At 66.5% G+C, this 26,454-nt stretch carries 23 protein-coding genes and 3 tRNA genes; 8 read left to right on the top strand and 18 right to left on the bottom strand.

Annotated features, from left to right (window positions below):
* Positions 1-69 precede the first annotated feature (69 nt).
* Positions 70-993 carry a 30S ribosomal protein S2 gene (gene rpsB / locus RCH15_RS03815; protein ID WP_326958186.1) on the bottom strand — a complete coding sequence of 308 codons (924 nt, stop codon included), beginning with the start codon at positions 991-993 and terminating at the stop codon, positions 70-72.
* 721 nt (positions 994-1,714) lie between these two features.
* On the opposite strand from rpsB, the gene RCH15_RS03810 reads away from it, so the two are divergent.
* Positions 1,715-2,050 carry a M23 family metallopeptidase gene (locus RCH15_RS03810; RefSeq protein WP_326958184.1) on the top strand — a complete coding sequence of 112 codons (336 nt, stop codon included), beginning with the start codon at positions 1,715-1,717 and terminating at the stop codon, positions 2,048-2,050.
* Positions 2,051-2,133: 83 nt separating this feature from the next.
* Here RCH15_RS03810 and RCH15_RS03805 read toward each other — a convergent pair whose 3' ends face one another.
* The 6 genes from RCH15_RS03805 to RCH15_RS03780 all read right to left on the bottom strand — a co-directional run bounded on the left by RCH15_RS03805 (position 2,134) and on the right by RCH15_RS03780 (position 7,523).
* Positions 2,134-3,324: an acyl-CoA dehydrogenase family protein gene (locus tag RCH15_RS03805; RefSeq protein WP_326958182.1), complete on the bottom strand. Its 1,191-nt coding sequence runs from the start codon at positions 3,322-3,324 to the stop codon at positions 2,134-2,136.
* A 266-nt stretch (positions 3,325-3,590) separates the two neighbouring features.
* Positions 3,591-3,664 (bottom strand) — tRNA-Ile (locus RCH15_RS03800).
* A gap of 80 nt (positions 3,665-3,744) precedes the next feature.
* Positions 3,745-4,935, bottom strand: a complete 1,191-nt coding sequence (locus RCH15_RS03795) for a glycosyltransferase (RefSeq protein WP_409017211.1) — start codon at positions 4,933-4,935, stop codon at positions 3,745-3,747.
* A gap of 98 nt (positions 4,936-5,033) precedes the next feature.
* Positions 5,034-5,939, bottom strand: coding sequence for a DMT family transporter (locus RCH15_RS03790; RefSeq protein WP_326958178.1), 906 nt, complete (start codon positions 5,937-5,939; stop codon positions 5,034-5,036).
* On the bottom strand, positions 5,939-6,574 hold the full coding sequence (locus RCH15_RS03785) for a CDP-alcohol phosphatidyltransferase family protein (RefSeq protein ID WP_326958176.1): 636 nt from the start codon (positions 6,572-6,574) through the stop codon (positions 5,939-5,941). Before RCH15_RS03785 ends, RCH15_RS03790 begins: the two co-directional genes overlap by 1 nt.
* A 55-nt stretch (positions 6,575-6,629) precedes the next feature.
* On the bottom strand, positions 6,630-7,523 hold the full coding sequence (locus RCH15_RS03780; protein WP_326958174.1) for a phage holin family protein: 894 nt from the start codon (positions 7,521-7,523) through the stop codon (positions 6,630-6,632).
* 184 nt (positions 7,524-7,707) lie between these two features.
* Between RCH15_RS03780 and RCH15_RS03775 the strand changes: the two genes are divergently transcribed.
* Positions 7,708-8,931: a multidrug effflux MFS transporter gene (locus RCH15_RS03775; RefSeq protein WP_326958172.1), complete on the top strand. Its 1,224-nt coding sequence runs from the start codon at positions 7,708-7,710 to the stop codon at positions 8,929-8,931.
* Positions 8,932-9,141: 210 nt separating this feature from the next.
* A complete protein-coding gene (locus RCH15_RS03770) occupies positions 9,142-9,552 on the top strand; it encodes a hypothetical protein (RefSeq protein ID WP_326958169.1) in 411 nt (136 codons plus the stop codon).
* Between the two features lie 74 nt (positions 9,553-9,626).
* Here the strand turns inward: RCH15_RS03770 and RCH15_RS03765 are convergent.
* From RCH15_RS03765 to RCH15_RS03735, 7 genes are all read right to left on the bottom strand, one after another.
* Positions 9,627-9,699, bottom strand: a tRNA-Asn gene (locus RCH15_RS03765).
* A gap of 136 nt (positions 9,700-9,835) precedes the next feature.
* A tRNA-Asn gene (locus RCH15_RS03760) sits at positions 9,836-9,908 on the bottom strand.
* Between the two features lie 113 nt (positions 9,909-10,021).
* Positions 10,022-11,980, bottom strand: coding sequence for a DNA primase (gene dnaG, locus RCH15_RS03755; RefSeq protein WP_326958167.1), 1,959 nt, complete (start codon positions 11,978-11,980; stop codon positions 10,022-10,024).
* A 73-nt stretch (positions 11,981-12,053) separates the two neighbouring features.
* Positions 12,054-13,343, bottom strand: coding sequence for a deoxyguanosinetriphosphate triphosphohydrolase (locus tag RCH15_RS03750; protein ID WP_326958165.1), 1,290 nt, complete (start codon positions 13,341-13,343; stop codon positions 12,054-12,056).
* Complete coding sequence (gene dusB / locus RCH15_RS03745) at positions 13,336-14,517, bottom strand: tRNA dihydrouridine synthase DusB (RefSeq protein WP_326958163.1); 1,182 nt, start codon at positions 14,515-14,517, stop codon at positions 13,336-13,338. Before dusB ends, RCH15_RS03750 begins: the two co-directional genes overlap by 8 nt.
* 77 nt (positions 14,518-14,594) lie before the next feature.
* On the bottom strand, positions 14,595-15,992 hold the full coding sequence (locus RCH15_RS03740) for a YibE/F family protein (protein WP_326958162.1): 1,398 nt from the start codon (positions 15,990-15,992) through the stop codon (positions 14,595-14,597).
* Positions 15,993-16,212: 220 nt separating this feature from the next.
* On the bottom strand, positions 16,213-17,586 hold the full coding sequence (locus RCH15_RS03735; RefSeq protein ID WP_326958160.1) for an FAD-binding oxidoreductase: 1,374 nt from the start codon (positions 17,584-17,586) through the stop codon (positions 16,213-16,215).
* Positions 17,587-17,943: 357 nt separating this feature from the next.
* Between RCH15_RS03735 and RCH15_RS03730 the strand changes: the two genes are divergently transcribed.
* The 4 genes from RCH15_RS03730 to RCH15_RS03715 all read left to right on the top strand — a co-directional run bounded on the left by RCH15_RS03730 (position 17,944) and on the right by RCH15_RS03715 (position 21,865).
* Positions 17,944-18,696 carry an alpha/beta hydrolase gene (locus tag RCH15_RS03730; RefSeq protein WP_326958492.1) on the top strand — a complete coding sequence of 251 codons (753 nt, stop codon included), beginning with the start codon at positions 17,944-17,946 and terminating at the stop codon, positions 18,694-18,696.
* A complete protein-coding gene (locus RCH15_RS03725; protein WP_326958158.1) occupies positions 18,696-19,541 on the top strand; it encodes a DUF1295 domain-containing protein in 846 nt (281 codons plus the stop codon). The genes RCH15_RS03730 and RCH15_RS03725 overlap by 1 nt, the downstream gene beginning before the upstream one ends.
* Position 19,542: 1 nt before the next feature.
* Positions 19,543-20,343 (top strand): lysophospholipid acyltransferase family protein, encoded by an 801-nt coding sequence (locus tag RCH15_RS03720; protein ID WP_326958156.1) that lies wholly within the window; start codon positions 19,543-19,545, stop codon positions 20,341-20,343.
* Positions 20,344-20,416: 73 nt separating this feature from the next.
* Positions 20,417-21,865 (top strand): short-chain fatty acid transporter, encoded by a 1,449-nt coding sequence (locus RCH15_RS03715; RefSeq protein ID WP_326958154.1) that lies wholly within the window; start codon positions 20,417-20,419, stop codon positions 21,863-21,865.
* A 69-nt stretch (positions 21,866-21,934) separates the two neighbouring features.
* Here RCH15_RS03715 and RCH15_RS03710 read toward each other — a convergent pair whose 3' ends face one another.
* The 3 genes from RCH15_RS03710 to RCH15_RS03700 all read right to left on the bottom strand — a co-directional run bounded on the left by RCH15_RS03710 (position 21,935) and on the right by RCH15_RS03700 (position 25,438).
* A complete protein-coding gene (locus tag RCH15_RS03710) occupies positions 21,935-22,939 on the bottom strand; it encodes a GNAT family N-acetyltransferase (protein ID WP_326958152.1) in 1,005 nt (334 codons plus the stop codon).
* A 2-nt stretch (positions 22,940-22,941) separates the two neighbouring features.
* Positions 22,942-24,327, bottom strand: a complete 1,386-nt coding sequence (locus RCH15_RS03705; protein ID WP_326958150.1) for a glycine--tRNA ligase — start codon at positions 24,325-24,327, stop codon at positions 22,942-22,944.
* A gap of 121 nt (positions 24,328-24,448) precedes the next feature.
* Positions 24,449-25,438, bottom strand: a complete 990-nt coding sequence (locus RCH15_RS03700) for a DMT family transporter (RefSeq protein WP_326958148.1) — start codon at positions 25,436-25,438, stop codon at positions 24,449-24,451.
* Between the two features lie 33 nt (positions 25,439-25,471).
* On the opposite strand from RCH15_RS03700, the gene RCH15_RS03695 reads away from it, so the two are divergent.
* Positions 25,472-25,708, top strand: coding sequence for an RNA-binding S4 domain-containing protein (locus tag RCH15_RS03695; RefSeq protein WP_326958147.1), 237 nt, complete (start codon positions 25,472-25,474; stop codon positions 25,706-25,708).
* Between the two features lie 90 nt (positions 25,709-25,798).
* On the opposite strand, the gene RCH15_RS03690 is transcribed toward RCH15_RS03695, so the two are convergent.
* Positions 25,799-26,449, bottom strand: a complete 651-nt coding sequence (locus RCH15_RS03690) for an alpha/beta hydrolase (protein WP_326958145.1) — start codon at positions 26,447-26,449, stop codon at positions 25,799-25,801.
* Positions 26,450-26,454 lie beyond the last annotated feature (5 nt).

Genomic DNA, 26,454 nt, shown 5'->3' with positions numbered 1-26,454 from the left:
GCCGCGGAAAGCGGGCGGGGTGATCCGGTTTCATTTGTCAGTCGAGCCAAAGCAGACGGAACAGTCTGACTACTTGGATTCGCCCGCAGCGTCGTCAGCAGCCGGAGCAGCCTCGGCAGCGGGGGCAGCTTCAGCAACCGGAGCAGCTTCTGCAGCCGGAGCAGCTTCAGCGGCGGGAGCTTCTTCAGCAGCGGGTGCAGCTTCAGCAGCAGCGGCCGCCTCGGCCTTGCTGCCTTCGAGGAGCTCGCGCTCCCACTCGGCCAGCGGCTCTTCCGGAGCTTCCGTGGTGCCGGTGGCGCGCTGGTTCCGGGCGATGAGGCCCTCAGCAACGGCGTCAGCAACAACGCGGGTCAGCAGGTTGACGGAGCGGATGGCGTCGTCGTTGCCCGGGATCGGGAAGTCGACTTCGTCCGGATCGCAGTTGGTGTCCAGGATGGCAACCACCGGGATGTTCAGCTTCTTGGCTTCGTCAACAGCAAGGTGTTCCTTCTTGGTGTCAACGATCCACAGCGCGGAGGGCGCCTTGGTCAGGTTGCGGATACCACCGAGGTTGGTTTCCAGCTTGGTGAGCTCGCGGCGAAGGAGCAACAGTTCCTTCTTCGTGTACGCGGAACCGGCGACGTCGTCGAAGTCGATCTCTTCGAGTTCCTTCATGCGCTGGATGCGCTTGGAAACCGTCTGGAAGTTGGTCAGCATACCGCCGAGCCAACGCTGGTTGACGTACGGCTGGCCAACGCGGGTGGCCTGCTCGGCGATGGATTCCTGCGCCTGCTTCTTGGTGCCGACGAAGAGAACGGTGCCGCCATGGGCAACGGTGGCCTTGACGAACTCGTAGGCACGGTCGATGTAGGACAGCGACTGCTGCAGGTCAATGATGTAAATGCCGTTGCGCTCCGTGAAGATGAATCGCTTCATCTTCGGGTTCCAACGGCGGGTCTGGTGTCCAAAGTGGACGCCGCTGTCAAGCAGCTGGCGCATAGTTACGACGGGCATGCCGACGCTCCTTCCGGCAGGTCATTCATGAGAGAGCCCAAGGGCTGTCTTACCCTGCCAATAGTTGACGGTTAATTAGCAACACCCAGGCGGGCGGTGCTCCTGGCATCCACTGCACTTCTTCTCCCGAACCACTGGCCCGGACCGTAAGAGGCGCAGTCCTCCCACTTGAAAATTTTCAGCTTCACATGAGGAGGTCTGGATACGCGTAGTCAGTTCCCGCTCCCCCGCACCCCTGAATGAGGCGTGCCGGCTTAGATAATTACCTTGCTCGCACAAAGACAGTGATCAAGCGTGAGGGCACAGCAAACTGCTCCACCAAGTGTACTACAGGGCAGGTGGCGGACCGGACGGATCCAGGGAGACCGGAGCTCACCGGACGGGCACCAAGGATGGCGCCGAGAGGGGCCGCGTTATCCACTTGGCCCAAGGATCTTCTTTCGCCGGCCTCCCGGCCGCAGCAGGCTGGAGCCATGAATCTGCCGCAGCAATTGGCGGCCCTTGGTGCCGTGGTGCTTCTAGCGCTTGTGCCGGTGGCCGGGTCAGCAAACCCGGAGGCGGCCTCCGCTTCCGGGACCCCCGGCACGTTTCCAGGCTCCACCCCCGGTTCCACGTCGACGGCGGGCTGCCCGCCGGGTGGAGCTGGCCGCTTAGCCCCAGACCCGCCATCCTGCGTACCTTTGATCCGCCGGCAAGACCGTGGCTGAGCGGCCATCGAGGTGTGGACCTTCAAGCGTCGGAGCCCGGCGCCGCCGTCTCCTCGCCCGCGTCCGGCACCGTTAGCTTTGCCGGCGTCGTGGTGGACCGCCCGGTCATCACCATCGACCACGGCGGCGGTTTGCGCAGCAGCTTCGAGGCAGTGCGCAGCACCCTGGAGCCGGGAGCGGCCGTCACGGAGGGAGATGTGCTGGGCTGGATCGAGCCCGGCCACTGCCTCCCGGGCCCCTGTGTCCACTGGGGGGTCCGCCGGGGTGAGACCTATGTGAATCCGCTGGCCTTCGTCACCGACCTGCGGCCCTCCGTCCTGCTCCCGCCTCTGGACCCAGCTCCCGGTTAGGGGCAGGGACGGGCAAAGGGACTCGGGCGAAGGGCGAAGGGCGAACGCTCCGGAGCCTCCCGGCGCGCGCGTGGAGGTGGCCGCTAAACGATGGCAGAGATACCGGTGATCGCGCGGCCCGTGACGAGGGTATTGATCTCGTGGGTTCCCTCGTAGGAGTAGATGGCCTCAGCGTCCGAGAAGATCTTGGCCATTTCGAAGTCGGTGACAATGCCGTTGCCGCCGAGGAGGCTGCGGCCCAAGGCCACACTCTCGCGCATGCGGGCCGTGGTGAAGGCCTTGGCAAGAGCGGACTGCTCGTCCTTGGCCTCGCCTTGGTCCTCCAGCTGGGACAGCCGGACCATCATGCCCATCGAGCTGACAGCATTGCCAAGAATCTGGACCAGCTGGTGCTGCACAAGCTGGAAGGAGGCAATCGGGCGTCCGAACTGGCTGCGCTCCACAGCGTAGCGGCGGGCGACGTCGAAGGCTGCGAGCTGCTGGCCTACCGCCTGCCAGGCCACGGACAGCCGGGTGACCTTGAGTACCTTGTTCGTGTCGCGGAAGCTGTTGGCATTCGCAAGCTTGTAGAAATCCGGGACCACCACGTTGTCGAGAGTAATGTCGGCGTTCTGCACGGTGCGCAGGGAAATCTTGTTCTCAATCTTGGTGGCGCTGTAGCCGGCAGCTTTGGTGTCCACGAGGAAGCCCTTAACCTGGTTATCGGCGAGGTCGCGGGCGTAGATGACCACCCAATCGGAGAACGTGGCGTTGCCGATCCAGCGCTTGGCGCCGTTGAGGATCCAGCTGTCCCCCTCCTTGCGGGCAGTGGTCCGGGTGCCGCCGGCAACATCTGATCCGCCGAGTGGTTCGGTGAGGCCGAAGGCGCCAATCTTCTTCAGGGCGTAGATGTCCGGCAGCCAGGCTTCCTGCTGTTCCTGGGAGGCCAGCGCCTCGATGGAGCCGGTGAAGAGTCCGTCGTGGACACCCAGGAAGGTCGCGATGGAGGTGTCGGCACGCGTTGCCTCGGCATGCATGATCCCTGCGAAAAGGTTTGAATATCCCTGCCTCCGGACCGGGCTCACGAGATCGATCTCGGCCAGCTTCGGAATCAGGTCCATGGGGAACTCGGCCCGGTTCCAGCAGTCAACAGCAATCGGCTTGACCTCGCGGGCCAGGAAGTCCCGGACCTCCGCAAGCCGGTCCTGTTCCTTGCCGCTGAGCAGCTGCTCGAAGGCAAAGAAGTCGCCGTCGGCGTACGGGAGGTTGTTGATGTCGATGTCAGCTTTGGACATGATGTTCCTTCACGTGGGATCAGCAGCGGCGAGGGTGGCGCTGTCAGCGCGCCGGGCGAATGTTACTCATCAGTAACTTACCGCAGCCGGCCGGATCATCGCAAGAGAGGCAGGACACACTGACAGTGGCGCGGACGCACGAAGGCGCGGACGCACCCGGCGGCCGGAGCCCGGCGATCGGCCCCTGCCGAAAAACAAAGAGCCGGGCTGACGTTGAAACGTCAGCCCGGCTCCGGGAGCGGGCCGGTGGACGGGTCCGCAGGGGGTAGGGCTACTCGGACTTGAACCGAGGACCTTAGGATTATGAGTCCCGCGCTCTAACCAGCTGAGCTATAGCCCCGTGGCCGGAACCCGCTTCGGGCCACACGCGGGCCGAATGGTTTCCGGGAAAATTCACTCTAGCAATACTAGTGGACCTGTTTAGACGACGAGGTCCTCATAGCTCGCTCCGCGGTAGAGGTCCTCGAAGGCCTGCAGGGTACGTTCCAGGCTGTGGCTTTCGACAATTCCCCGGCTCGCTTTGCCCATCGCCTCCAGCTCGTCGGCGGGCAGTGAGAGCATCCGCGTCATTTTGGCGGCGAGGTCGCCGCTGTCGTTGGGCGTAAACAGGTAACCGTTCTCGCCGTCGCGCACCAGGTGCGGCAACGCCATGGCGTCCGCCAGCAGAACGGGAGTGGAAGCTGACATGGCTTCCAGGGTCACCAGCGACTGAAGCTCTGCGGTGCCGGGCATGCAGAACACATCAGCTGCCAAATACGCCTCACGGAGATCGGAGTCGCTGGCCAGGCCAAGGAATTTGACCCGGTGCTGCAACCCGAGCTGCTCAACCTGGGCTTCGAGGGCGGGACGCCCCTCGCCGCCGCCGACTACCTCGAGGTGGACGTCCAGTTCCTTGGGCGTCTTGGCGACGGCGTCGATGAGGACGTCGACGTGCTTTTCCTCGGCGAGCCGGCCGACGAACAGCACCGTTGGGCTCGAGTGGCGCACCAGCTCTTCGCCGGGTTTAAGTTCGTACGCCGCCGAGTCGATGCCGTTGGAGAGCGGCAGCACTTTGCGGAGGAACGCGTGGTCATGCATCGCCTTGGCTGCGAGCGGCGTCGGCGTCGTGACGACGTCGGCCTGGCCCATGACTTTGCCCATGTCCTTCCAGGAGATGCGTCCTACAACGTCCTTGAACCACTCCGGGAAGGGCAGGAACGGGTTCAGGTTCTCCGGCATGAAGTGGTTGGTCGCGACAACCCGGATACCACGCCTGACGGCCTCGTAGAGCACGTGCTCGCCGATCATGTAGTGGCTTTGGATGTGGACGACGTCGGGCTGCACCCGGTCGAACAGCAGACTGATCTCCTTTTTGATTTCCCAGGGAAAAGTGATCCGAAAGTATTCGTGGGTGGGAACTGAGTGCGAACGGATCCGGTGGACGGTGCCTTCATCACTGAATTCGGTATAGCTCTTGCCTCTATCGGCGCGGCAGGCCAGAACGTGCACGTTGTGGCCGCGCGCCGTCATGCCTTTGGCCAGGCGGTAACCGAACATGGCCGCGCCGTTGACGTGGGGCGGGTAAGTATCCGCGGCAATCAAGATGGTCAGCGGGTGCTTGGTGTCAGGCATGGTCACGTGGAGGGCTCCTGTTGTCAGGGTGCGGGCAGCTGGTCTGTGGTGGCCGTTGGCGCAGCGCGTCGGTCCGCTGCTGAAGTCTTGTTGGTGTCCTACGACACCCGTCCCGCGGCTTTCCGCGCGTCCCTCTTGCGCTTGGTGACCTCGGGATGGTGCCTGGACAAAGCGATCACTCCCACGATAGCAAGCGAACCGGCTGCCCCCATCGCGATGGCCATGACGGCGGGCACGTCGGGGCGCAGTTCACCGAGGATTGTGATGCCGATCGCAATGCCGACGATCGGGTCGATAACGGTCAACCCGGCAATGACCAAGTCCGGCGGGCCCCCGGAATACGCGTTTTGAACGAACCACGACCCGAGGCCGCCGGCCGCCACGATGGCAACAACTGAATACCACGGAACGTTCAGTACGCCCATGCCGTTCGGATCGAGGACGTGCTTGCCGATGATGCGGGTCAGGACTGCGACGAACCCAAACAGGATCCCGGCACCAAGAATGTAGATGAACGCGCTCATGCGGTGCCTGAGCATCAGGGCGAGTGTCCCGAACAGCCCCACGGCCAGGGCAAGCAGCAGCACGATGGTCAGCTCGTCGGAGGAGCTGACTTTGTGGTTTTCCTGGGTCACGGTGACGGCGAGGATGACGAACAGGGCCGAGCCGGTAACACAGGCGGAAATCGCCACGACAGTGGCGCGGTTGATGCTCAGCCCTTGGTCTTTGGCGTTGACGATCGTGGTGATGACAAGAGCGATGGCACCGATCGGCTGCACCACGGTCAATGGCGCCATGACCAGGGCGACGGCGTTCATCGCCATGCCGACGGTCAAGAGCAGCAGTCCGAACACCCAGCGCTTGCTGCGCAGCAGGCGCAGCATGCCGTGGCTGTTGAGCGCGAGTCCCCCGGTGTCCGCCTTGACGGCGCTGCCCTGGCGTTGGGCGCCCACGGCCAGGCAGAACGCACCCAGCACGGCGAGGAGGACTGCCATCCATACCATCAGCGGGTACCGCCGTCGACCTCGGGGCGGGAGTCCGAGAGGCTCCTGCCTTTGCGAATGATGGCCCAGAAGTAGTTGTAAGCGGCGATCCAATGTCCCACGAGACCGAGGCCCAGGCAGATCCAGGCCGCGACAAAGTACGCCTCGGCGCCAGGGACCGGCAGTTTCGAGAGCACCAGGAGCGGCGTGCCGACCAGCAGGAGTGCAGTACGGATCTTGCCGACCCTGCTGACTGGAAGGTCGGGATGGCCGTGGAAGTAGTAGAGCGACAGGCAAAGCAGGATGGCATCGGGGACGAGCAGCCCCGTGAGGTACCACCACTCCACGACGCCGGCGATCACGAGGGTCACGGCAACCGCAATCAGGGACATCCGGTCCGCGATGGGGTCCATGATCCGGCCGAGGTTGGACATTTGGTTGTAGCGGCGGGCGACGTAGCCGTCCACCCAGTCCGTGCTGCCCATGACGGCCAGAACGAGCGCGGCGTAACCGTACTCCTGTGCTCCGAGCACGAGCCAGATGAAGAGCGGGACGCCCAGGAACCGCACCACGGTCAGCACGTTAGGGACGGTGAAGACCCGGTCGTGGTGGATCTGGGGCTGACCAGGCCGGGCACCAGCTCCGATGAACTTCATCGGGTCCCCCCTTTCGTGGCGGGCAACGGACGCGCGTCCCAGTTCAGCGGGCTGCCTAGCCCTTGAGGAGTTTGCGCAGCAGGAACACGAACGCGGCGGCCGAGGCAGTCAGCGCGGCAAGCGGTTTCCACCGCTGACCGAGTTGGCTTGCCACCTCTGAGCCGTTCCGGGCGGGACTGCCCGGCGTCGTACGCCGTGTCGTGACGCGGCCGGCTGCGGACCGGAAACCGGCAATTTTGTCGCCGAACTGTTCCTTGCCGACCTGCAGTTTCGTTTGGGCTACGGCCAGCAGGACCTGCGCCTGGGTCTTGACGTCCAGTTCGTCGTTGAGTTCATCGCGGACGCCGGTGAGATGGGTGCGGCGCTGGTCCAGCCGGCGTCGAAGTTCCGTCTCCGTGGGCGGCGGTCCGAAGTCCGGCTCGGCGGCCTTCTTGGCGGCCTTCTCGGCCTTGGCCTTCGCGGCGGCCTCTTCCTTGGCGGCCTTGGCCGCCTTGTACTGCGCGGACTCCGGGTCCAGGACGGCAGGATCGAAGGCCGAGCCCTCCTTGGCGATGCCAAGGTCGTACTTGATGCCCCGGATGGTGTCCGCCGGGACCAGGGGCATGGCCTTCTTGACCTTGGAGACCCCCACGAGCCCGGCAATCAGGGCGATCACGAGGAAAAGGCCACAGACGAGGAGGGCGGCAAGCCAAGCGGGCATGATCGTGGCGAGGCCCATGATGGCGGCGACGATGAGGCCGACGATCAGGAAGGCCACGAACGCCAGTGCCACGGCGAGGACGGCTGCAGCGACGCCAACCTGGATGCCCTTGCGCTTCAGCTCGATTTTGGCCAGGGCAATCTCGTCGTTGAGCTGCCGCGGAGCCAGTTTAAAGATCAGTTTGAGGGTCGTGGGCAGCGCGGAAATGCGCAGCTTCCCGTTTGTCCCGCCGCTGTGACGTCCGCTCATCGGTCCCGCCTAACTGGTTACATCTGTGATTCCGCTTGCGCGGGCTTGCCGGTCTGCGCAGCTTCATTGCAGACCCCGGTGTCAAAACTACCATTCAGTCCCCCCACCGCGGCACGGAAGCGAACTTTGGCGCGCCACCCGCGCCACCCAGTCCCGGCGGGCAAGAGCCCTAGGATTGACCTCTGTGACTACACCCACCAATCCTGGCGATTCCCTCAGCCGGCGCCGCAAGCTCCTTTACATCCTGATGCTCGGTGCTCTCACGGCCCTGGGACCCTTCACCGTGGACTTGTACCTGCCGGCCTTCCCCGCGCTGGAAAAGAGCCTCAACGTCTCCGAGGCAGCCGTGCAGTTGACGCTGACCGGCACCACGATCGGCTTTGCCCTGGGCCAGCTGGTGGTAGGTCCGCTCAGCGACAAATTCGGCCGCCGGCTGCCACTGATTCTTGCAACTGCCGTTCATATCATGGCGTCTCTCGGCGCGGCGCTCTCGACCGACATCTCAACGCTGGGTCTGTTCCGGGTGCTGATGGGCATCGGCGCGGCAGGCGGCGGCGTGGTGGCCATGGCGATGGTGCGGGACCTGTTCAGCGGATATGCCATGGTGCGGATGTTCTCCCGGATGGCTCTCGTTAATGGCCTGGCGCCCATCCTCGCCCCGGTGATCGGCTCGCAGCTGCTGCTGTTCATGCCGTGGCCGGGGATTTTCTTCTTCCTGGCCGGTTACGGCATCTGCGTCCTCACGGCAGCCGTGTTTGTGGTGCGTGAGACGCTGCCGCGTGAGCAGCGCGGAAAGACCGGCATGACCGCCAGACAGCGCTACCGTGTCCTGTTCGCTGACCGGATCTTTGTGGGGCTGCTGTTAGTCGGCGGCATGAACTTCGCCGGGTTGTTCACCTACCTCTCCGCATCACCGTTCCTGTTCCAGGGCGTATTCGGTTTCAGTCCGCAGCAATACGGCCTGCTCTTCGGTGTGAATTCCCTCGGCATCGTTGCGGGGGTGCAGACCAGTTCACGGCTCATCCGGCGGGTTCCGCCGCAGTGGATCCTGGCCTGCTCCACCGCCTGGATGTTCCTCATGGCGGTGTTGATTGTCATTTTCGACCAGCTGGGGTTTGGGTTATGGGGCGTCATGGTGCCGTTGTGGTTCTACATCCTCGGCGCCGGCTTCACCTTCCCGTGCGTGCAGGTCCTGGCGTTGGCCAAGCACGGGGCACAGGCCGGTACCGCCGCTTCCCTCCTCGGCGCCGCCACCTTCCTGATGGCAGGGCTTATCTCGCCGGTAGTTGGGTGGCTCGGCGTCACCACGGCCACGCCGATGGGCGCCGTCCAGGCCGCGTGCATCTTCCTGGCCGCCACGGCCCTGTGGCTCGTGGTCCGGCCCCGCACGGTTCCTGCAATCCAGTAGCCACGTTCTCCAGCGGGTACGAGTCCGACGGACATGTCCACTCCTGCGGACACGCGTCCAACGGACATGTCCCGCGGATGCGGCCAGCAATGGGCATATACACGCTATGTCCATCCGTGAGCCCGAACGAAGGGCATGTCCGGCCGGCGGGGCAGCGGGAATGTCCGCGGGCCCTGTTGCCGCCCCATGGCGGGCGATATGGTTGTAGATGTGCCCCACTGGCAGGATCGTCCCCCGCCCCTACCGGCCACGTGGCAGCGGTGCGACACCGGAATCCTGCCCCTGTGGTGGGATCGCCTGTGCAGCCAAACCAGCCAGCAGTCGGCGGCTTTGTTCGCGGCCGGCCTGTTCACCGAGGATCGCCGCCGCCCGATCGCGCAGTGGTACAACCCGGCCTACGACTCGGCGCTCCTGGTGGCCCCCGAGACTTCCCCCGAGTGGCCCGTCCAGCGCTTTGGCATTTTCTACGCTCCGCCCGGCAGTGGCTTCACCCAGGTCCACTCCGCTCCGCACGAGTGGCACCCGCGTGAGCCCCGCACCTCGCCCACTGAGGCCGAGGCATTCCGGGCAGCCGTGGCGGAGGCCGAGCGGTTCCTGCAGGTGGAGATGTACTTCGTCTGAATCCGGCCGTCTCGCTGGACGGGGCACAAAAAAGGTCCCGCAGCCAGTAACTCACCGGCCGCGGGACCTGTCCGCTCCTCCTGCTGGACTTGAACCAGCAACCCTTCGATTAACAGTCGAATGCTCTGCCAATTGAGCTAAGGAGGAATGAAGCAGGTACGACATTAGCAAAGGTTGAGCCGCTTAGGAAATCGGCCCGGCGGCGCGCCCGCAGGCCGGGCACGATACCCCCTCCGGGTATAAAAAAGTCCCCGTCCCAAAAGCTTGGGACGGGGACTGCGCGCTCCTCCTGCTGGACTTGAACCAGCAACCCTTCGATTAACAGTCGAATGCTCTGCCAATTGAGCTAAGGAGGAATGAAGCGGATACAAGCCTAGCAAACACCCGGCGTGGAAGCGAAATTGCCGCCGGTGGACGACCACAAGAGACTGCCGGAGGGGCGGAATCCCCCGCGGTCCGCTCCAATCGGTCAGGCTTCGGCGCGCAGGGACCGCCGCTGCATCTCGAGCTCCATCAGTTCGCGGTTGAGCCGCTGGAAATCCTCCGGGTCGGCAGAGGCGTCCAGGCGCTGGAGCTGTCCCATCTTGTCCGCCTTGACCCGGGTGATCTGCAGTTCGAACAGGCGCGCCAGAATGTCCCGGCAGTACCGTGTAACGCCGTCGGCAGTGCTTGCAGGCAACGGCACGACGGCGAGCTCGGATACCAAGGGGCGCAGCGGTTCAGGCACCTCCTGCAGCAGCTGTTCCACCCAGCGCACCGGATCGGCCGCGAACGCCAGGCCCGTGGCCCGGACGGCCTCGTGGATGGCCAGGTACGCCGGAGTCGAGAACCGCGCCTCAGAGAAGCGCTGCCAGGTCTCGCCTTCAAGCATCCCGGGCTGCTGCAAGGCAACCTCAAGAGCCTGCCGCTCCATCGCGGCCACGGGGTCGCGGGGATCGGGCCGGTTGAACGCCGGCAGGCCGGCAGACGGCGGCACAGGGGCAACTCCCGGCGCCGAACCGCCGGCCCCTGCAGCGTAGCCTGAGGCGTTCCCTGAGCCCTGGCCCCGTCCCTGGCCTGGGTACTGCCCGGAACTGCTCCCACCCGACGGCGCCTGGGCAGCGCGTTTAGCAGCCGCACCCACCGCCCGGCTGACTTCCTCAACCGGCATTCCCAGCCAGCCGGAAAGTTCCCGGGCGTAGGCAGGGCGGATACCGGCGTCGCGGATCTGGGCAACAACCGGGGCGGATTCGCGTAAGGCGGCGATCCGGCCCTCGACAGTGTCCAGGTTGTGCCGTTTCAACGCGGCCCGGATGGCGAATTCAAACAGGGGCCGGCGGGTACCGATGAGGTCCCGCACGGCGGCGTCGCCCTTGGTCTGGCGCAGTTCGCACGGGTCCGCGCCGTTGGGCTCAACGGCGACGTAGGTCTGCGCGACGAACCGCTGGTCTTCCTCGAAAGCGCGCAGGGCCGCCTTCTGGCCCGCGGCGTCGCCGTCGAAGGTGAATATGACCTCCCCCCCGCTGCCGTCGTCGGAGAGCAGCCGTCGGGCGATCTTGATGTGGTCGGTGCCGAACGCCGTTCCGCAGGTGGCGACCGCGGTGGGGATCCCGGCGAGATGGCAGGCCATGACGTCGGTGTAACCCTCCACCACGACGATCTGGCGGTCCTTGGCGATGTTGCGCTTGGCGAGGTCGATCCCGTAGAGGACCTGCGACTTCTTGTAGAGCGCGGTTTCGGGGGTGTTGAGGTATTTAGGGCCTTGGTCGTCCTCATACAGCTTGCGGGCGCCGAAGCCGATGGTGTCGCCGGCGATGTCGCGGATGGGCCAGATCAGGCGGCCGCGGAAGCGGTCGTAAATCCCCCGGCCGCCTTCGGAGAACATCCCCGTCAGCTTGAGCTCCGCGTCGGTGTAGCCCCGGCCGCGGAGGTGTTTGAGCAACGAATCCCAGCCCTGCGGGGCGTAACCCACGCCGAACTGGTCGGCGGCGGCGCGGTCGAAGCCGCGGTCGTGCAGAAAATTGCGGCCCTCGGTGGCTCCGGGGGTCAACAGCTGGGCACGGAAGTACTCATCCGCGACCTTATGGGCGTCAAGCAGGCGCTGCCGGCGGCCGACGTCCTCACGGTTGGGTCCGGAGCCGCCGTCTTCGTACCGGAGCTCGAAGCCGATGCGGGCGGCCAGTTTCTCCACGGCCTCCTGGAACGAGGTGTGGTCCAGTTTCTGGACGAAGGAAATGACGTCACCGTCTTCGCCGCAGCCGAAGCAGTGGTAGCGGCCCACCTGGGGGCGGACAGTGAAGGAGGGCGACCGCTCGTCATGGAAGGGGCACAAGCCTTTGAAAGAACCGAGCCCGGCTCCCTTCAGGGTCACGTAGCCGTCAACGACATCCTTGATGTCCGTACGCTGGCGTACTTCGTCGATATCGTCACGTTTGATCAGGCCGGCCATACTGCCATCCTAGTTCCGCTCGGCGGCAGGATCGGCGCAGAGCAGGAGTCCGCGGGCAAGGTCACCGGACGGTTCACCACAGCGACGGCAGACTGCCCACGAGCCGCTCGTACATCGCCAGCGCTGACCCGTCGGTCAACGAGGCGACCTGGTCGATCACGACGCGCAACCGTGCGCCGTCGTCCTCCGCGTCCCGCCAGTCCGCCGCGAACATCGGCTCGAGATGGCGGTCCCCGGTGGCGCTCAGGGCCGTGACGAGGGCGTGCAGGACCTCACGCTGGCGTTCGTAAATGGGTTGACGGTGTTCCGTGGTCATCACGAAGGTGGTGGCCAGGCCCTTCATGACGGCGATCTCCATGACGGTCTCGTCCGGAACGATCAGTTGCGCGTTGTAGCGGGTGAGGTTTTCCGGGCCGTAAGCCAGACGGGTGGAGGCCAGCGCACTCTGGCAAAACCGCCCGATCAGCTGGCTGGTCATGTCCTTCAGGGCGGCCATGGATTTCCGGCTGCCGTCGGCCTCCCGCACCCAGACGCTGGTCGCTTCCAGCCGGGCCAGGGCGGCGTCGATCGCGGCGGGGTCGTTGTGCGGCAGGTACCACTGTTTGGCGTAACCGACCACCCGGGCGCGGTGGTCCGGGTTGTCCATCCAGCGCAATTGAAAGTGCCCCGCGACGATGGCGTCCTCGACGTCGTGCACCGAATAGGAGATGTCATCGGCGAGGTCCATGACCTGCGCCTCGAGGCATGAGCGGCGCTCCGGGGCGTCCTCGCGGATCCAGTCGAAGACCGGGAGGTCGTCCTCGTAGGCGCCGAACTTGCTGGTCCGCTCGCCGTGCAGGACGGGGGCGTTTGCCGCCGACCACGGGTATTTCGCAGCGGCGTCGAGGCTGGCCCGGGTGAGGTTCAACCCGGCAGGACGCCCGTCCGCGGCCAGGACCTTGGGCTCCAACCGGGTCAGCAGGCGCAGGGTCTGGGCGTTGCCCTCGAAGCCGCCGATCGCGTGGGCGACCTCGTTGAGGGCCGATTCGCCGTTGTGGCCGAAGGGCGGATGGCCGAGGTCGTGGCTGAGGCAGGCGGTGTCCACGACGTCGGGGTCGCAGCCCAGGGCAAGGCCCAGTTCGCGGCCCACCTGGGCCACTTCCAGGCTGTGGGTGAGGCGGGTTCGGACGAAGTCATCGGTGTCCGGGGCCACGACCTGGGTCTTAGCCCCGAGCCGGCGCAGGGCTGAGGAGTGCAGGACCCGGGCACGGTCGCGTTCGAAGTCGGAGCGGTAGGTGGACTTGGCCGGCTCCTCCACCCAGCGGGCGGTGTCGCGCGCCACGTAGCCGTCCAGCACAGGGGCGGTGGTTCTGGTTTCAGCCACCGGACACGTCCAGTTCCGCGTGGCTGATCTCGCGCGATTGTTCGGCGTCCATGTGGCGGTCCAGGAGCCAGTCCTTGGGCAGGGCGGGCTTTTTGGGCGAGCCTGCCCGGCCGCGCGGGCCCTCGGCGTCAATGCCGGGGTACGGCGAATCGAGGTCGAGTTGGTCCAGCGTGGTGCGTAGGACCTCGAGGCTGGTGACCATGGCCAGTTTGGTGCGCAGTTCGCTGCCGACCACGTATCCCTTGAAATACCAGGCCATATGCTTGCGGATTTCGCGCAGGGCCTTGCCTTCGTCATCACCGAAGGTTTCGACCATCAGCTGGGCATGGCGGTAGACCCCTTCCGCGACCTGCCGCAGGTCCGGTTTGTGCCGCTCGTCGCTGCCTTCGAAAGCGGCCATGAGGTCCCCGAACAGCCAGGGCCGCCCCTGGCAGCCGCGGCCCACCACCACGCCGTCGACGCCGGTCTCGCGGACCATGCGGATGGCGTCCTCAGCGGACCAGATATCGCCGTTGCCCAGCACCGGGATGTCCGGCAGCGCTTCACGCAGCCGGGCAATAGCGGACCAGTCGGCCTGGCCGGAGTAGAACTGCGCCGCGGTCCGGCCATGGAGAGCGACGGCGGCAACGCCGGAATCGCGGGCGATGCGCCCGGCGTCGAGGTACGTGAGGTGGTCCTCGTCGATGCCTTTGCGCATCTTGATGGTCAGGGGAACGTTGCCCTTGGAGGCTTCCCTGACAGCGGTCTGCACAATCGAGGTGAAGAGGTCGATCTTCCAGGGCAGCGCGGAGCCGCCGCCGCGCCGGGTGACCTTGGGCACCGGGCAACCAAAATTGAGGTCGATGTGGTCCGCCCGGTCTTCCTCGACGAGCATCCGGACGGCCTGACCCACGGTGACGGGATCGACGCCGTACAGCTGGACGGAGCGGACTTTCTCGTCGTCGTCGTGCGCGATGATCCGCAGGGATTCCGGGGTGCGCTCCACGAGGGCGCGGGAAGTGACCATCTCCGCGACGTACAGGCCGCCGCCGTATTCACGGCACAGCCTGCGGAACGCGGAGTTGGTAATGCCGGCCATCGGCGCCAGGATCACGGGGGTGTCCACCGTGAGGGGACCCAGCTTCAGGGGCGGGAGTTCCAGCTTGGGGGCGGGAGGGGTAGCTACAACAGTCACTTGTTCATTGTCTCAAAGCCGGGCAAATCGGTCGGGTCGGTACCGGCTATGTGGAAAACGGGCCGAGAATCCGGGCCTCAGTCCGGGGCCGCGGCGCGCCGTCCGCGGCGCCCGGCCTGCGCCGTTTCGAGAACTCCTGCGGGGGCGGCGTCGTCGATCCCCCGCCGCGGTCCTTCCCCGGCGGTGCCCGGGCGCCGGGTACCCGCTGGGACGGAACTGCCGCGCGGGCTCATTCCGGTCGCTTTCACCACGAGCACCGCGATCAGGGTCGTCACCGGAATGGCCAGGACCAGCCCGACGGAACCGACGAGGGTGCGGATCACTTCCTCGGACAGTTCGGCGCTGGTCAGCGCATCCCCCAGCGGCCGTTCGTAGAGCATCACCAGGATCAGCACCGGCAGGGCCGCCCCGGCGTAGGCGAACGCGATGGTGTACACGGTGGAGGCGATGTGGTCGCGCCCGATCCGCATGGCGGAGGTGAACAGTTGCCGGGCGGACGTTTCCGGCGCCAGTTCCCACAGTTCCCACACCGCTGAAGACTGCGTGATAGTGACGTCGTTCAGGACGCCCAGGCCGGAGATGATGAGCCCGCACAAAATGATGCCGGAGATGGAGATGTTGTCCGAGATATTGGAAAGGGTAGCGGAGTCATGGCTCCCCACGCCGGCGAGATTGGCGGCGTCCGTTGCCCACGCGGCCAGCAGCGCGGTGATGGTGAGCCCGAACATGGTGCCGAGCAGCGCCGTCGAGGTCCGGGCGGAGAATCCGTGGGCGAAGTAAAGCACCCCGATCATGATCACGGTGGAGCCCACCAGCGCCAGCAGCAGCGGCGGCTTGCCCTCCACGAGACCCGGCAGCATGAAGCTGACCAGCACGGCGTAGGCCCCGACCAGCCCGATCAACGCACGGAACCCGCGCCAGCGCGCCACCGCGATTACGACGGCGGCGTACAGCACCGCCAGGAAGATGATGGGCGTGGTCCGGACGAAGTCCACGAAGACGTAGGAGGGCGTGCCCTGGGCGGCGGCGCCCTGGGCTTTGGAGAGGTTCAGGTACCGGATGATGTCGCCCGGTTTCACTCCGTGGGACTTGGCGACGTCGGGGTTGATCACCACTTTGACGGGGTCGCCGCCCTTGTCCGGATCGGTAAAGGCAAAGGTGCACTCTGACCCCTGCTGCGGAGAAGCGCCGGCACCGGTCGGTTCCTGCGGGGAACCGTCCATGCAGCTGCCGGTGACGACCCGCTGGATCTTGCCGGTGTCGAAGGTGACCCCGGGAGCGGCGGCGTAAGGGCTGGCGAGCGTGATGCCTTCTTTGCTACCGGAGGGCCATAGCAAAGCCATCGCCACCAGCGTCAGCAGCGTCAGCGGAATCAGGACGGCGGCCAGGATGAGGTTGGCTTTCTTCCGGGCGGCGAGCGCCCGGGGCGTCGGATCCGTGTGCCCGGTCGGGGTGTGTGAATGTCCGGCGCCCATCAGCAGTTCAACCTCATGCCCAAGACTTTACGGCTTTCGGCAGCTCCGCCTGGACACGCTCCGTTTGGACGCGCTCCGTCCGGACACGCTTGATTGGGGCGCGCTTGGTTCGGGAACGCTTGATTGGGGCGCGCTCCGTCCGGAAACGCTTGATTGGGGCGTGCTTGGTTCGGGAACGCCGGGCCGGACCTCGCGGCGCCGCGCGGCGCGGCCCACCGGGTCAGGCAGGAACGATGTTCTGGTTGACGTGGAAGAGGTTCTGCGGATCGTACTTGGCTTTGGCCTCCCGCAGCCGTGCGTAGTTGGGCCCGTAGTTCTCCGCGACCCGGCCCTGATCGTCCCCGTCCATGAAATTGATGTAGCCGGCCGTCTCGGAGTAGGGCTGGAGCGCTGCAGCGTAGTCCCGCACCCAGGCGATGTTGGCCGCGGTGTCCGCAGGGTCCTGCCAGTGGCAGGCTATGACCGGGGAGAACCGGGCACTGCGGTTGGGGAAGGCCGTGTCTGCGGCTCCCACCTGGTGCACGGCACCGTCGATCGGGTAGAGATGCACGGCGGTCTGCACCGTGGGGACCCGGCGGGCGAAATCGAGGTGGACGTCGATGATTCCGTCGTTGAGTTCGGACAGGAAGGCAGCTTTCCAGTACGCCAGGAGCCCCTTGGGATACATCCCGTCGAAGGCTGAGTTCAAGGCCGGATAGGGCATCGGGCCCACCATGGACCCTGCCACGGGCGCGGCGTCAAGGAACGGCTGCCAGCGGGCCTGCCCCTCGGCGGGGTCTCCGGTCCACATGCCCACCACGATGCAGACGGGCTTCCCATGCCACTCCTCAGGGAGGAAGGGGACCGGCGGACCTTGGTGGAAGGCGAGGAAAGCGCCGAACTCCTCCGGTGCTGCCGCCAACTGCTCACGGTAGAACTTCGCCACGGTCTCTGCGTGCTCCAGGGGGTAGATGATGATGCCTGCGTGGACCATGTCCACGGGATGGAGCTGAAATTCCAGCGACGTCACGACGCCGAAGTTTCCGCCGCCGCCGCGCAGCGCCCAGAAGAGATCGTCGTTTTCGCCTTCGCGTGCCGTGAGGAACTTGCCCTCCGCGGTCACGACGTCGGCGGACAGGAGGTTGTCGCAGCTGAGCCCGTACTTCCGGTTCAAGTAGCCGATCCCGCCGCCCAGGGTCAGTCCGGAAACGCCGGTGGAGCCCACGATCCCGCCGGTGGTCGCCAGCCCGAAGGCGTGCGTGGCGTGGTTGAAGTCCGCCCACGTCGCCCCGGCTTCGGTCCGGGCCGTTCTGCTGGCCGGATCAACGCGGACCCCGCGGGTGCCGGCAAAGTCGATGACCAGCGCGTCATCCGCGGTGCCGTAGCCCGGCCCGCTGTGCCCTCCGCCGCGGACGGCCACAGCCAGGGAGTGGTCGCGGGCGAAGTTGACGCTGGCAATGACGTCCGCCACCTGGGAGACGCGGACCACCGCCGCCGGCCGTTTGTCGATCATGCCGTTCTGCACGGTCCTGGCCTCGTCATAGCCGGCGTCGCCGGACGTGATCACCTGCCCGCGGACTTGCTCACGCAGGCCGTCAAAGTTGCTTGCATTCATTTTCTGTACCGTCGATTTCGTCGTGATGTTTCCGACCCGGACGGTGATTGGTGCTCCCAGCCGGCATGACGCCCGGAGGTTTACGAGCACTGGCTTACTCCTCCGGCCGACCCCCGTCAAGAGGCCGGGACCGGTACTTCCTGATGCCCCGGCCGGGCACCCGCGAGTCCGGTGCACGCCGCCTGCCGGCGCCTGCCGCGCCCATCCGTTACGGGTCCTGCTCCGAATTCTCCGTGGGCAAGTCCCCCGGCGAACCAGGGGAAGAGCCCGGGGGTCCTGAGGGGAGAACGTGAACTGCAGGCCGAGCACCTTATGGTTGGAAAAGATGAACAAGACGTGGAGGATACGCCCGTGGCGATACGCAAGATAGACGACCGCGAACCCGGGACGGCAGGCGCGGGAGCGGCTGCCAGGGCCGTGCTGAGTATTTCCGGCGCCACCGGGGACACCCGTGGCGTGGCCCTGGTCCTGCACGGCGGGCGGGCGAACAGCTTCGACTCGGTGCGTGGCCGGCACCTGAGTCCTGCGCGGATGCTGCCGTTCGCCCGCGCCCTCCACAGGGGAGGCGGCCGCCACGGCCTGGCCGTCTGGACCCTGCGGAACAGGTACCGGGGCTGGAACGGAGCGGACATGTCCCCCGTCCAGGATGCCCGGTGGGCGCTTGAGCTCATTGGCCGGGAACACCCCGGGGTTCCTGTCTACCTCCTGGGCCATTCGATGGGCGGTCTGACCGCTCTGCGCGTCGCGGACCATCCGCAGGTGGAAGCCGTCGCCGCCCTGGCGCCCTGGCTCAACGCCGCGACGCCGGTGGAGCCCGTGGCGGGCCGTCGGATCCTGATCGTTCATGGCACAGATGACCGCTGGACCAGTCCCGCGAACTCGCTGGCTTTCGCCCGCCGGGCCGACGGCGTCGCGGAGTCCGTGGACTACGTTGCCCTCAAAGGCGCCGGACATTTCATGTTCCGCCGGGTGGGTTTGTGGAACTCTCTGGCCAACGGCTTCATTCTTGACGCCTTCGCGGCCACTTCGGGGCAGGAGCTCGGGGGCGGCGCCGGTTCGTTCCGCAGCCTGCTCCCGGCCGCCGGAGCCAGCCTTCCCGTGGTGCTGTGATGCCGGATTTTCCGTTCGGCCCCTTCCTGGCGGGCCTGCCGTGGGTGGCAGCGGGACTGGCCGTACTGCTGGCCGGCACCTTTGCCGTCGCCGTCCGCCAGAGCCGCCATTGCGTGATTGACACCGTCTGGGGCCTCGGCTTCGTCGTTGCCGCTGGCATTTCCTGGCTGCTGTCCGCCGGCGAGGGCAACGGCGGCCGCCGCATGCTGCTGCTGGCACTCGTGGCAGTCTGGGGCATCCGGCTGGCGGTCCACATCGGCGTCCGTGCCCGCGGCGGCCACGAAGACCCCCGTTATGTGGACATGCTCTCGGCCGCTCCCGGGTCCCGCAACGTCTACGCCCTGCGCAAGGTGTACCTGCCGCAGGGCGTCATTCTGTTCTTTGTCTCCCTCACTGTTCAGGTGGGGATGTTCAGCACCGGACCCCTCGGTTGGCTGGCGTGGCTGGGGGTGGTGTTGTGGGCGGTTGGCTTTGTTTTCGAGACGGTCGGCGACTGGCAGCTCTCGGCGTTCAAAGCCGATTCCGCCCGGCGCGGCACGGTGCTCAACACCGGGCTCTGGCGGTACACCCGCCACCCAAACTACTTCGGCGACGCCGCTGTCTGGGCCGGGATTTTCCTCGTCACTGCCGATTCCTGGCCGGGGTTGCTGACGGTCCTCTCCCCCGCCCTGATGATCTGGCTGCTCGCCGGCAAGTCCGGCAAGCCGCTCACCGAGAAGGCCATGGCGGCCCGTCCCGGGTACGGGGACTACGTGGAATCGACGTCGGGCTTTGTGCCGCTGCCGCCCCGCCGTGCGCACCGCAGCGGGCAGCGGCCGGGCGCCCACCGGCCCGGCGGGCGCTGACATGCCCTGGCGCCCCCCGCCCAACGACCGCTTCTACGCAGTCATTGTGCGCACCGGGCAGGCGCTGCGCCGCCTGTTCCGGATCCGGATGATCGTCACCGGACAGCAGCACCTCCCGGAGCCAACACTCCGCGACCGCCCCAGCTCCGGCGCCGTAGTCGCCATCACCCACTTCGGGTACCTCGACTTCGCATTCGCCGAGCTCCTGTTGTGGAGCCACAGTCAGATCCGGATGCGGTTCCTGGTCACGCAGGGAGCGGCCGACCACTGGTTTGCCGGGCCCGCGATCAGTGCCGCGGGACACATCGTCGTCGGGTACGGTTCAGGCTCCGACGCCTATGATGCCGCCGTGCAGAAACTCCGCGAGGGCGAATACGTTGCGATCCTTCCGGAGGCCGGTGTCAGCCGCAGCTTTAGGGTACGCGAGTGCAAAACCGGCGCGGTGCGGATGGCGGCAGAGGCCGGGGTGCCCATCATTGCCGTATCCGTGTGGGGCGCCCACCGGCTGATGACCCGCCGCCACGGGTTCTCCCCTGCCCGCGCCTGGCGCGCCCCGGTCCGGATCCACGTCGGCGAACCAATGCACCCTGACCCGGCCCGGGACGCGCAACCCGCCACTGACGTGCTGCGCGCAGCCCTCCAGTCCGGTATTGACGCCTGCATCGCGGACTTTCCCCTGACTGCCGCACCGGGCGCATGGTGGATGCCGGCCGTCCTCGGCGGCGGAGCACCCTCCGAGGAGGAGCGCCAGCGGCTGGACGAGGCCGAAGGGCCGCGGCGCGCGGGCGGCCGGCGCCGATAAGCCCGCATACCCGGGCTCTCCTGACTAAACTCCATCGGGTACAAAATCGCACTCAATGGAGAGGTCCCCCACTGTGGCAAACACAGCCCTGACGAAAAGCGGCATCGGCGAAGAACGCGGCCTCGCCCGAATAGCCCAACGGATGGCGGCGTGGACCGAGAAATGGTTCCCGGACGCCTACGTCTTCGCCCTGGCCGGTGTCATGATCATCGCCGTGGCGGCCCTGGCCATCGGTGCTTCACCGCAGTCGATCGCCGACTCCTTCGGCAACGGGTTCTGGGACCTGACCGCATTCACCCTGCAGATGGCCATGGTGGTGCTGACCGGCTACGTTGTGGCCACCTCCCCGCCCGTGGCCAAGCTGATCAACCGGCTTGCCCTCATCCCCGCCACCGCACGCACCGCAGTGAGCTTTGTGGCGCTGATGTCGATGTCGGTGTCCTTCCTGAACTGGGGCCTCAGCCTCATCTTCGGCGGCCTGCTGGCCCGCGCGATCGCCCGCCGCAAGGACCTGACCGTGGACTACCGCGCGCTCGGCGCCGCAGCCTTTATGGGCCTTGGCGCCGTCTGGGCGCTGGGCCTGTCCTCTTCGGCGGCGCAGCTGCAGGCCACAGCGGCCTCGCTGCCGCCGGCCCTGCTGAAGATCACCGGCATCCTGGACTTCGGGACCACAATCTTCACCTGGCAGTCCCTGCTCACCCTGGCCATCCTGATGGCGCTCACCACGGTGATAGCGCACTTTTCAGCGCCTGAGGGCAGATCCATCCGCACCGCGGAGGATCTCGGCGTCGACCTCGACGACGAACCGGCAGCATCGGAGCCGCGCTCCCGACCGGGCGAATGGCTCGAATACAGCATGATCCTGCCCATCCTGGCCGGCATCCTGACGCTCGGCTGGCTGATCTCGCAGTTCCTGACGAAACCTTTCCTGACTGTGGTGAGCAGCCTCAACGGCTACCTGCTGGTCTTCCTGATCCTGGGCCTGGTGCTGCACGGCACCCCCCGGAATTTCCTCCAGGCCGTCACCAAGGCCGTCCCGGCGACGGCGGGCATCCTGGTCCAGTTCCCGCTCTACGCCGCGATGGCCGCGATCCTGACCAAGGCCACCGGCCACGGAGGCATGACGATCTCCGCTCATCTGGCCGAGTTCTTCTCCGACATTGGCAGCGGCGGCGGGTTCGCCGTCGTCATCGCGCTGTACACGGCCCTGCTGGGACTGCTGGTTCCCTCCGGTGGCGGAAAATGGCTGGTCGAGGCGCCCTACGTGATGCAGTCCGCCACTGATGTGCAGATGAACCTGGGCTGGACGGTGCAGATCTACAACATCGCCGAGGCCCTGCCGAACCTGGTCAACCCGTTCTTCATGCTGCCGCTGCTTGCGGTGCTCAGGCTGCGGGCCCGGGACCTGGTGGGGTTCACGTTCCTGCAGTTTGTGTTCCACCTGCCCGTGGTGCTGCTGCTCGTCTGGCTGCTGGGAATGACGTTCGACTTCGTTCCGCCGGTCATGCCGCCCGGTAAGTAATGCACCTGCTTTAAACGCAGCTGACCCGCCGGAACTCTTCTCCTGCGGGTCAGCTGCGTTTAACGCCGGTTACGCCGGGTCGGAGACCACCAGGGTCTCGGCGCCCTGGAGGCGTGCCTGGCCGCCTGCCAGCAGGGGCCCGACGACGGCACTCAATGCAGCCATCGAGTCGTCCAGTTCCAGCAGCACCGGGTGCTGGAACGCAATCAGCGCCAGCAGGTCCCGGACAGCGGCCCGGGCTTCGTCCTCGGAGAGTTTCGGTTCGTGGCCCAGGAACACGTCCGTGGGCTGGCCGGAGGGCGCGTCAGCACCGCCAGGGTTCCCCCCTGCGGCCGCGAGCTCCGCGTAGCTGATGGCGAAGGCCTCAAGCCGGCCCTTCCGGCTCACGGGTACGCCCTGGCCGAAGGCACTGGCCTTCGGCGCCCGCAACACGATCGCGCCGTGCGCCCCGCTGAGCTCGTCCAGGAACAACCGCTGGACCGTGGCGATGCTGAGCTCGCCCGGGCTGTCCCAGCCATGCACCGAGGAGTAGTACCGGCCCACAACATCGCTGAGCTCCACCGAGCCGGTGGCGAGGTCCTCGACCTGCTCGGACGCGGCGGCCTCGGAGCCGTCGCCGAAGACGGGCAGCTTCAGTGCGCCCGGCTCGACGACGACAAGCCGGGACCGCTGGACCGGAACGAGGCCGGCAGCTTCAACGAAGGCCGCGCCGGGGGTGCCCGGCTCAACCTTGGTCCTGAGCCGGGTGACACCCGACGGCGACTGCGCCGCTTCGTGCCGCAGCATGGTCAGCAGCGTGGAGCCCACGCCTGCACGGCGGTGCTGGCGGTCAACCTCGACATAGGCCCACAGCCGCTGGGGGTGCAGCGAGGCTTCGTGGACCACTCCGGCAGCGACCGGGATGGCCACACCGTCAACGACATCCTCGGCCACGATGCAACGCCGCCACGGGGCGTTGCCCGAAGGCGCGAGGGTGCCGCGGAACTGCCGGGCCTGCTCGGTTTCCGGCCCGCCCCAGATTTCCAGCAGCGCCAGATCGTCGCCGTCGCGCCATTCGCGGTAGGTGATCGCCACGGTCAGGCGCCGATCAGCCGTGCGGCCAGGTAGCCCTCCACCTTGTCCAGGGACACGCGTTCCTGGCTCATGGTGTCGCGTTCACGGATGGTGACGGCCTGGTCCTCCAGGGTCTCGAAGTCCACCGTGATGCAGAACGGCGTGCCGATCTCGTCCTGGCGCCGGTAACGGCGGCCGATGGCACCGGCGTCGTCGAAGTCGATGTTCCAGTTCTTGCGCAACTGGGCGGCGAGATCTTTGGCCTTCGGGGAGAGGTCCTCGTTGCGGCTCAGCGGCAGCACCGCTGCCTTGACCGGGGCCAGCCGCGGATCGAGCTTGAGCACGGTGCGGACGTCGACGCCGCCCTTGGCGTTGGGCGCCTCGTCCTCGGTGTACGCATCGATCATGAACGCCATGAAGGAACGGGTCAGGCCGGCCGCCGGTTCAATCACGTACGGGGTGTAGCGCTCGTTGGTGGCCTGGTTGAAGTAGCTCAGGTCCGCACCGGATGCCTTGGAGTGCGTGGAGAGGTCGTAATCCGTGCGGTTGGCGATACCTTCGAGCTCACCCCACTCGGAACCAGAGAAACCGAAGCGGTATTCGATGTCCGTGGTGCCCTTGGAGTAGTGGCTGAGCTTTTCCAGCGGGTGCTCGAAGAAGCGCAGGTTCTCTTCCCGGATGCCGAGGCCGGTGTACCAGGACATGCGCTCCTTCATCCAGTACTGGTGCCACTGCTCGTCGGTGCCGGGCTCAACGAAGAATTCCATCTCCATCTGCTCGAATTCACGGGTGCGGAAGATGAAGTTTCCGGGCGTGATTTCGTTGCGGAAGGACTTGCCGATCTGGCCAATGCCGAACGGGGGCTTCTTCCGGGAGGTGGTGAGCACGTTGGAGAAGTTGACGAAGATGCCCTGGGCGGTTTCGGGACGCAGATAGTGCAGGCCCTCCTCGCTGGCGACCGGGCCCAGGTAGGTCTTGAGGAGGCCGGAAAACTCCTGGGGTTCGGTCCATTCACCGCGTGTGCCGCAGTTGGCGCAGGCGATGTCCTTGAGGCCGTTTTCGGCGGGACGGCCCTTCTTTTCCTCGTATTCTTCCTCGAGGTGGTCCGCGCGGTAACGCTTGTGGCAGGAGAGGCACTCGACCAGCGGGTCGGAGAAGACATCGACGTGGCCGGACGCTTCCCAGACCTGGCGGGGCAGGATGACCGAGGAGTCCAGGCCCACGACGTCGTCGCGGCCGCGGACCACGGACTGCCACCACTGGCGCTTGATGTTTTCCTTCAGCTCAGCGCCCAGGGGGCCGTAGTCCCAGGCAGAACGCGAGCCACCATAGATTTCACCGGCCTGGAATACGAAACCCCTGCGCTTGGCGAGGGAAATGATCTGGTCGAGGACGGATTTTGCTGCCATGGGAACTCCACTTTCTACAGGGCCGCTGGGTGCGGTCCGCGGTCTCAGCCCCGGACCCCGGCTGGTCGCCGGGCGGGGTGCTACGTACGGTGTAATGCAAGCTCCTAGCCTACCCGGGCCGCTACCGTCGCAGGGACCCGCGGGACCACGGCAGGCTGGCCAGGACGATCGCGGCCAGGGTCAGGAGCGTGCCCAGCACGGTGGGCAGCGCCACGACCGTGCCGGGAGCCGGCAGCGCCAGGTCCAGGCCCAGCGATCCCAGCAACTGCCCGGCGATCATGCCGAGCCCGGTAATCAGTACACCCAGACCGCGGACCAGGAAGGCAGCGACGGCGATGAACACGCAGCCCATGGGCCCACCCAGGTAATACCACCATTCGCCGGGAAGGCCGTTGCCGGGCCCGGCAGCGGCCAGCTTGATCAGCCAAGCAATCCACAGCACGATGCTGCCGGCGATGAAGTTCACCAGCGTCGCGGTGATCGGCGTGCGGTAGTGCACGGTGGCGGTGCCGTTCATGGCCTGCTGGAAGCTCATCAGGAAACCGGCGAGCACCGGCAGCAGTACCGGCACCAGCAGTTGCAACGGGTCCGTCCCCGGAGGCCCGGCACTGCCGGTCCCGGCGGCGAAGCGCGGCGACACGGCCCAGGCGACGGCGGCGACGGTCAGCACGCTGCCGATGACCCGGATTCCGGTGAGTGGCCGCTTGCCCGCGGGGCCGATGCCCATCCGGTCCACGAGCAGTCCGCTGAGGGTCTGGCCGGTGACGGCGGCGACGGTAAAGAGTGCCACACCGAGCAGCCCGACGGTGAAGGACTGGGCAAACACGAAGAGCGCGCCGATGGCGCCCGCCAAGACGTAGTAGCGCGGAAAACGGCGTTCGCGCAGGGCCGGCAGGACTTCCGCGAGCCCCGCGCGGCCCTTGGGGAGGACCATCGAGATCACCAGCATCAGCACCAGTCCGGTGCTGAAACTCACCACCGCAGCGGCCAGGCCGTCGGCCAGGACCGTTCCGAGGGCACCGTTGATCCGGCCTTGGACGGGGACGAGGAGCCCGGCCGAAACGGCGATGAGCAATCCTGCTGGCAGCGGAAGCCGCGGTGCGTGGGTCATTGGTGCCACCTTCGGTCAGGCATTATTGCTTGTATGAGCAACCCGGAAATTGAAGACATTCCTATCCGCGACGACATGATCCGGCTGGGGCAGCTGCTGAAGCTGGCCAGTTTGGTCGAGGACGGGGTGGAAGCTGCGGAACTGATCAGGAACGGGCTCGTCAAGGTCAACGGCGAGATCGATGACCGGCGCGGCCGCCAACTGCACCACGGCGACACCGTCACCGTGAACAGCCAGACCGTCCGGATCACCACGCCCCACGGAGCCTAGCAAACCCGGAACCGCCCAAACGGAGCCCCCACGGCGGCGCCGCCAACCCTGAACCGCCCAAACGGAGCCCCCACGGCGGCGCCGTCCGGGCTATTTGCGGAGCACCTCATGGGTGAGGAATTCGCCGACATGGCCGATCTCCTGCTGGTTGATGCCATGCCACATCCCGGCGTAAAGCACCTTGGTGAGTTTAACGTGTTTGCGCACCCAGCCCATGGTGAAGTCGATCTTGTCCGGTGTGATGACCGGATCCTGCTGGTCGCGGCCCCAGAACAGCGGCACCGTCCCGTCCAGTTCGTCGTCGCGGAAGCTGGGGTCACCGGCGGCGTCGACGGCGAACCCGGACAGCCCGACGACGGCGGCATAGTCCGAAGGCCTTCGCCGCAGCAGCGCGGTGGCGAGCGCCATTCCCATGGAGAAACCCAGCAACGTCACGGACGGGTGGTTCGGCCGCACGGCGTCGAGCCAGTCTTCCACGTAAACGGCGGCGTCTTTGACCGCCTCGAGCGAGTATTCGATGGACGCCGTCAGGGGGAACCAGGTGAAGCCCGCGCCGGAGACCAGCGGGGCCCGCAACGAGGCCACCGCGAACTCCGCCGGCAGCATGTCGGCCAGGCTCAGGAGGTCTTGTTCGTTGGCACCGTAGCCGTGGAGCAGGACCAGGAGCGGCTTGCCGGCGCGCTCCTGCCCGGGCTTGGACCAGAGGATGACGGGTTCGGGGAAGGTTGCAGCGGAAGTCATGGCAC

Origin of the sequence: Arthrobacter sp. MP_M4 (assembly GCF_035984855.1) — a bacterium.
Taxonomy (GTDB): domain Bacteria; phylum Actinomycetota; class Actinomycetes; order Actinomycetales; family Micrococcaceae; genus Arthrobacter.
This window is presented reverse-complemented; position numbering and strand designations above follow the sequence as displayed.

Coding starts and splice junctions, on each gene's coding strand:
- RCH15_RS03725 (WP_326958158.1), top strand. CDS start 18,696: ATGCCGGATTTTCCGTTCGGCCCCTTCCTGGCGGGCCTGCCGTGGGTG.
- RCH15_RS03785 (WP_326958176.1), bottom strand. CDS start 6,574: ATGAAGTTCATCGGAGCTGGTGCCCGGCCTGGTCAGCCCCAGATCCAC.
- RCH15_RS03720 (WP_326958156.1), top strand. CDS start 19,543: ATGCCCTGGCGCCCCCCGCCCAACGACCGCTTCTACGCAGTCATTGTG.
- rpsB (WP_326958186.1), bottom strand. CDS start 993: ATGCCCGTCGTAACTATGCGCCAGCTGCTTGACAGCGGCGTCCACTTT.
- RCH15_RS03735 (WP_326958160.1), bottom strand. CDS start 17,586: ATGAATGCAAGCAACTTTGACGGCCTGCGTGAGCAAGTCCGCGGGCAG.
- RCH15_RS03795 (WP_409017211.1), bottom strand. CDS start 4,935: ATGCCTGACACCAAGCACCCGCTGACCATCTTGATTGCCGCGGATACT.
- RCH15_RS03790 (WP_326958178.1), bottom strand. CDS start 5,939: ATGGTATGGATGGCAGTCCTCCTCGCCGTGCTGGGTGCGTTCTGCCTG.
- RCH15_RS03780 (WP_326958174.1), bottom strand. CDS start 7,523: ATGAGCGGACGTCACAGCGGCGGGACAAACGGGAAGCTGCGCATTTCC.
- RCH15_RS03705 (WP_326958150.1), bottom strand. CDS start 24,327: ATGGCAGCAAAATCCGTCCTCGACCAGATCATTTCCCTCGCCAAGCGC.
- dnaG (WP_326958167.1), bottom strand. CDS start 11,980: ATGGCCGGCCTGATCAAACGTGACGATATCGACGAAGTACGCCAGCGT.
- RCH15_RS03700 (WP_326958148.1), bottom strand. CDS start 25,438: ATGACCCACGCACCGCGGCTTCCGCTGCCAGCAGGATTGCTCATCGCC.
- RCH15_RS03740 (WP_326958162.1), bottom strand. CDS start 15,992: ATGGGCGCCGGACATTCACACACCCCGACCGGGCACACGGATCCGACG.
- RCH15_RS03690 (WP_326958145.1), bottom strand. CDS start 26,449: ATGACTTCCGCTGCAACCTTCCCCGAACCCGTCATCCTCTGGTCCAAG.
- RCH15_RS03805 (WP_326958182.1), bottom strand. CDS start 3,324: ATGTCCAAAGCTGACATCGACATCAACAACCTCCCGTACGCCGACGGC.
- RCH15_RS03695 (WP_326958147.1), top strand. CDS start 25,472: ATGAGCAACCCGGAAATTGAAGACATTCCTATCCGCGACGACATGATC.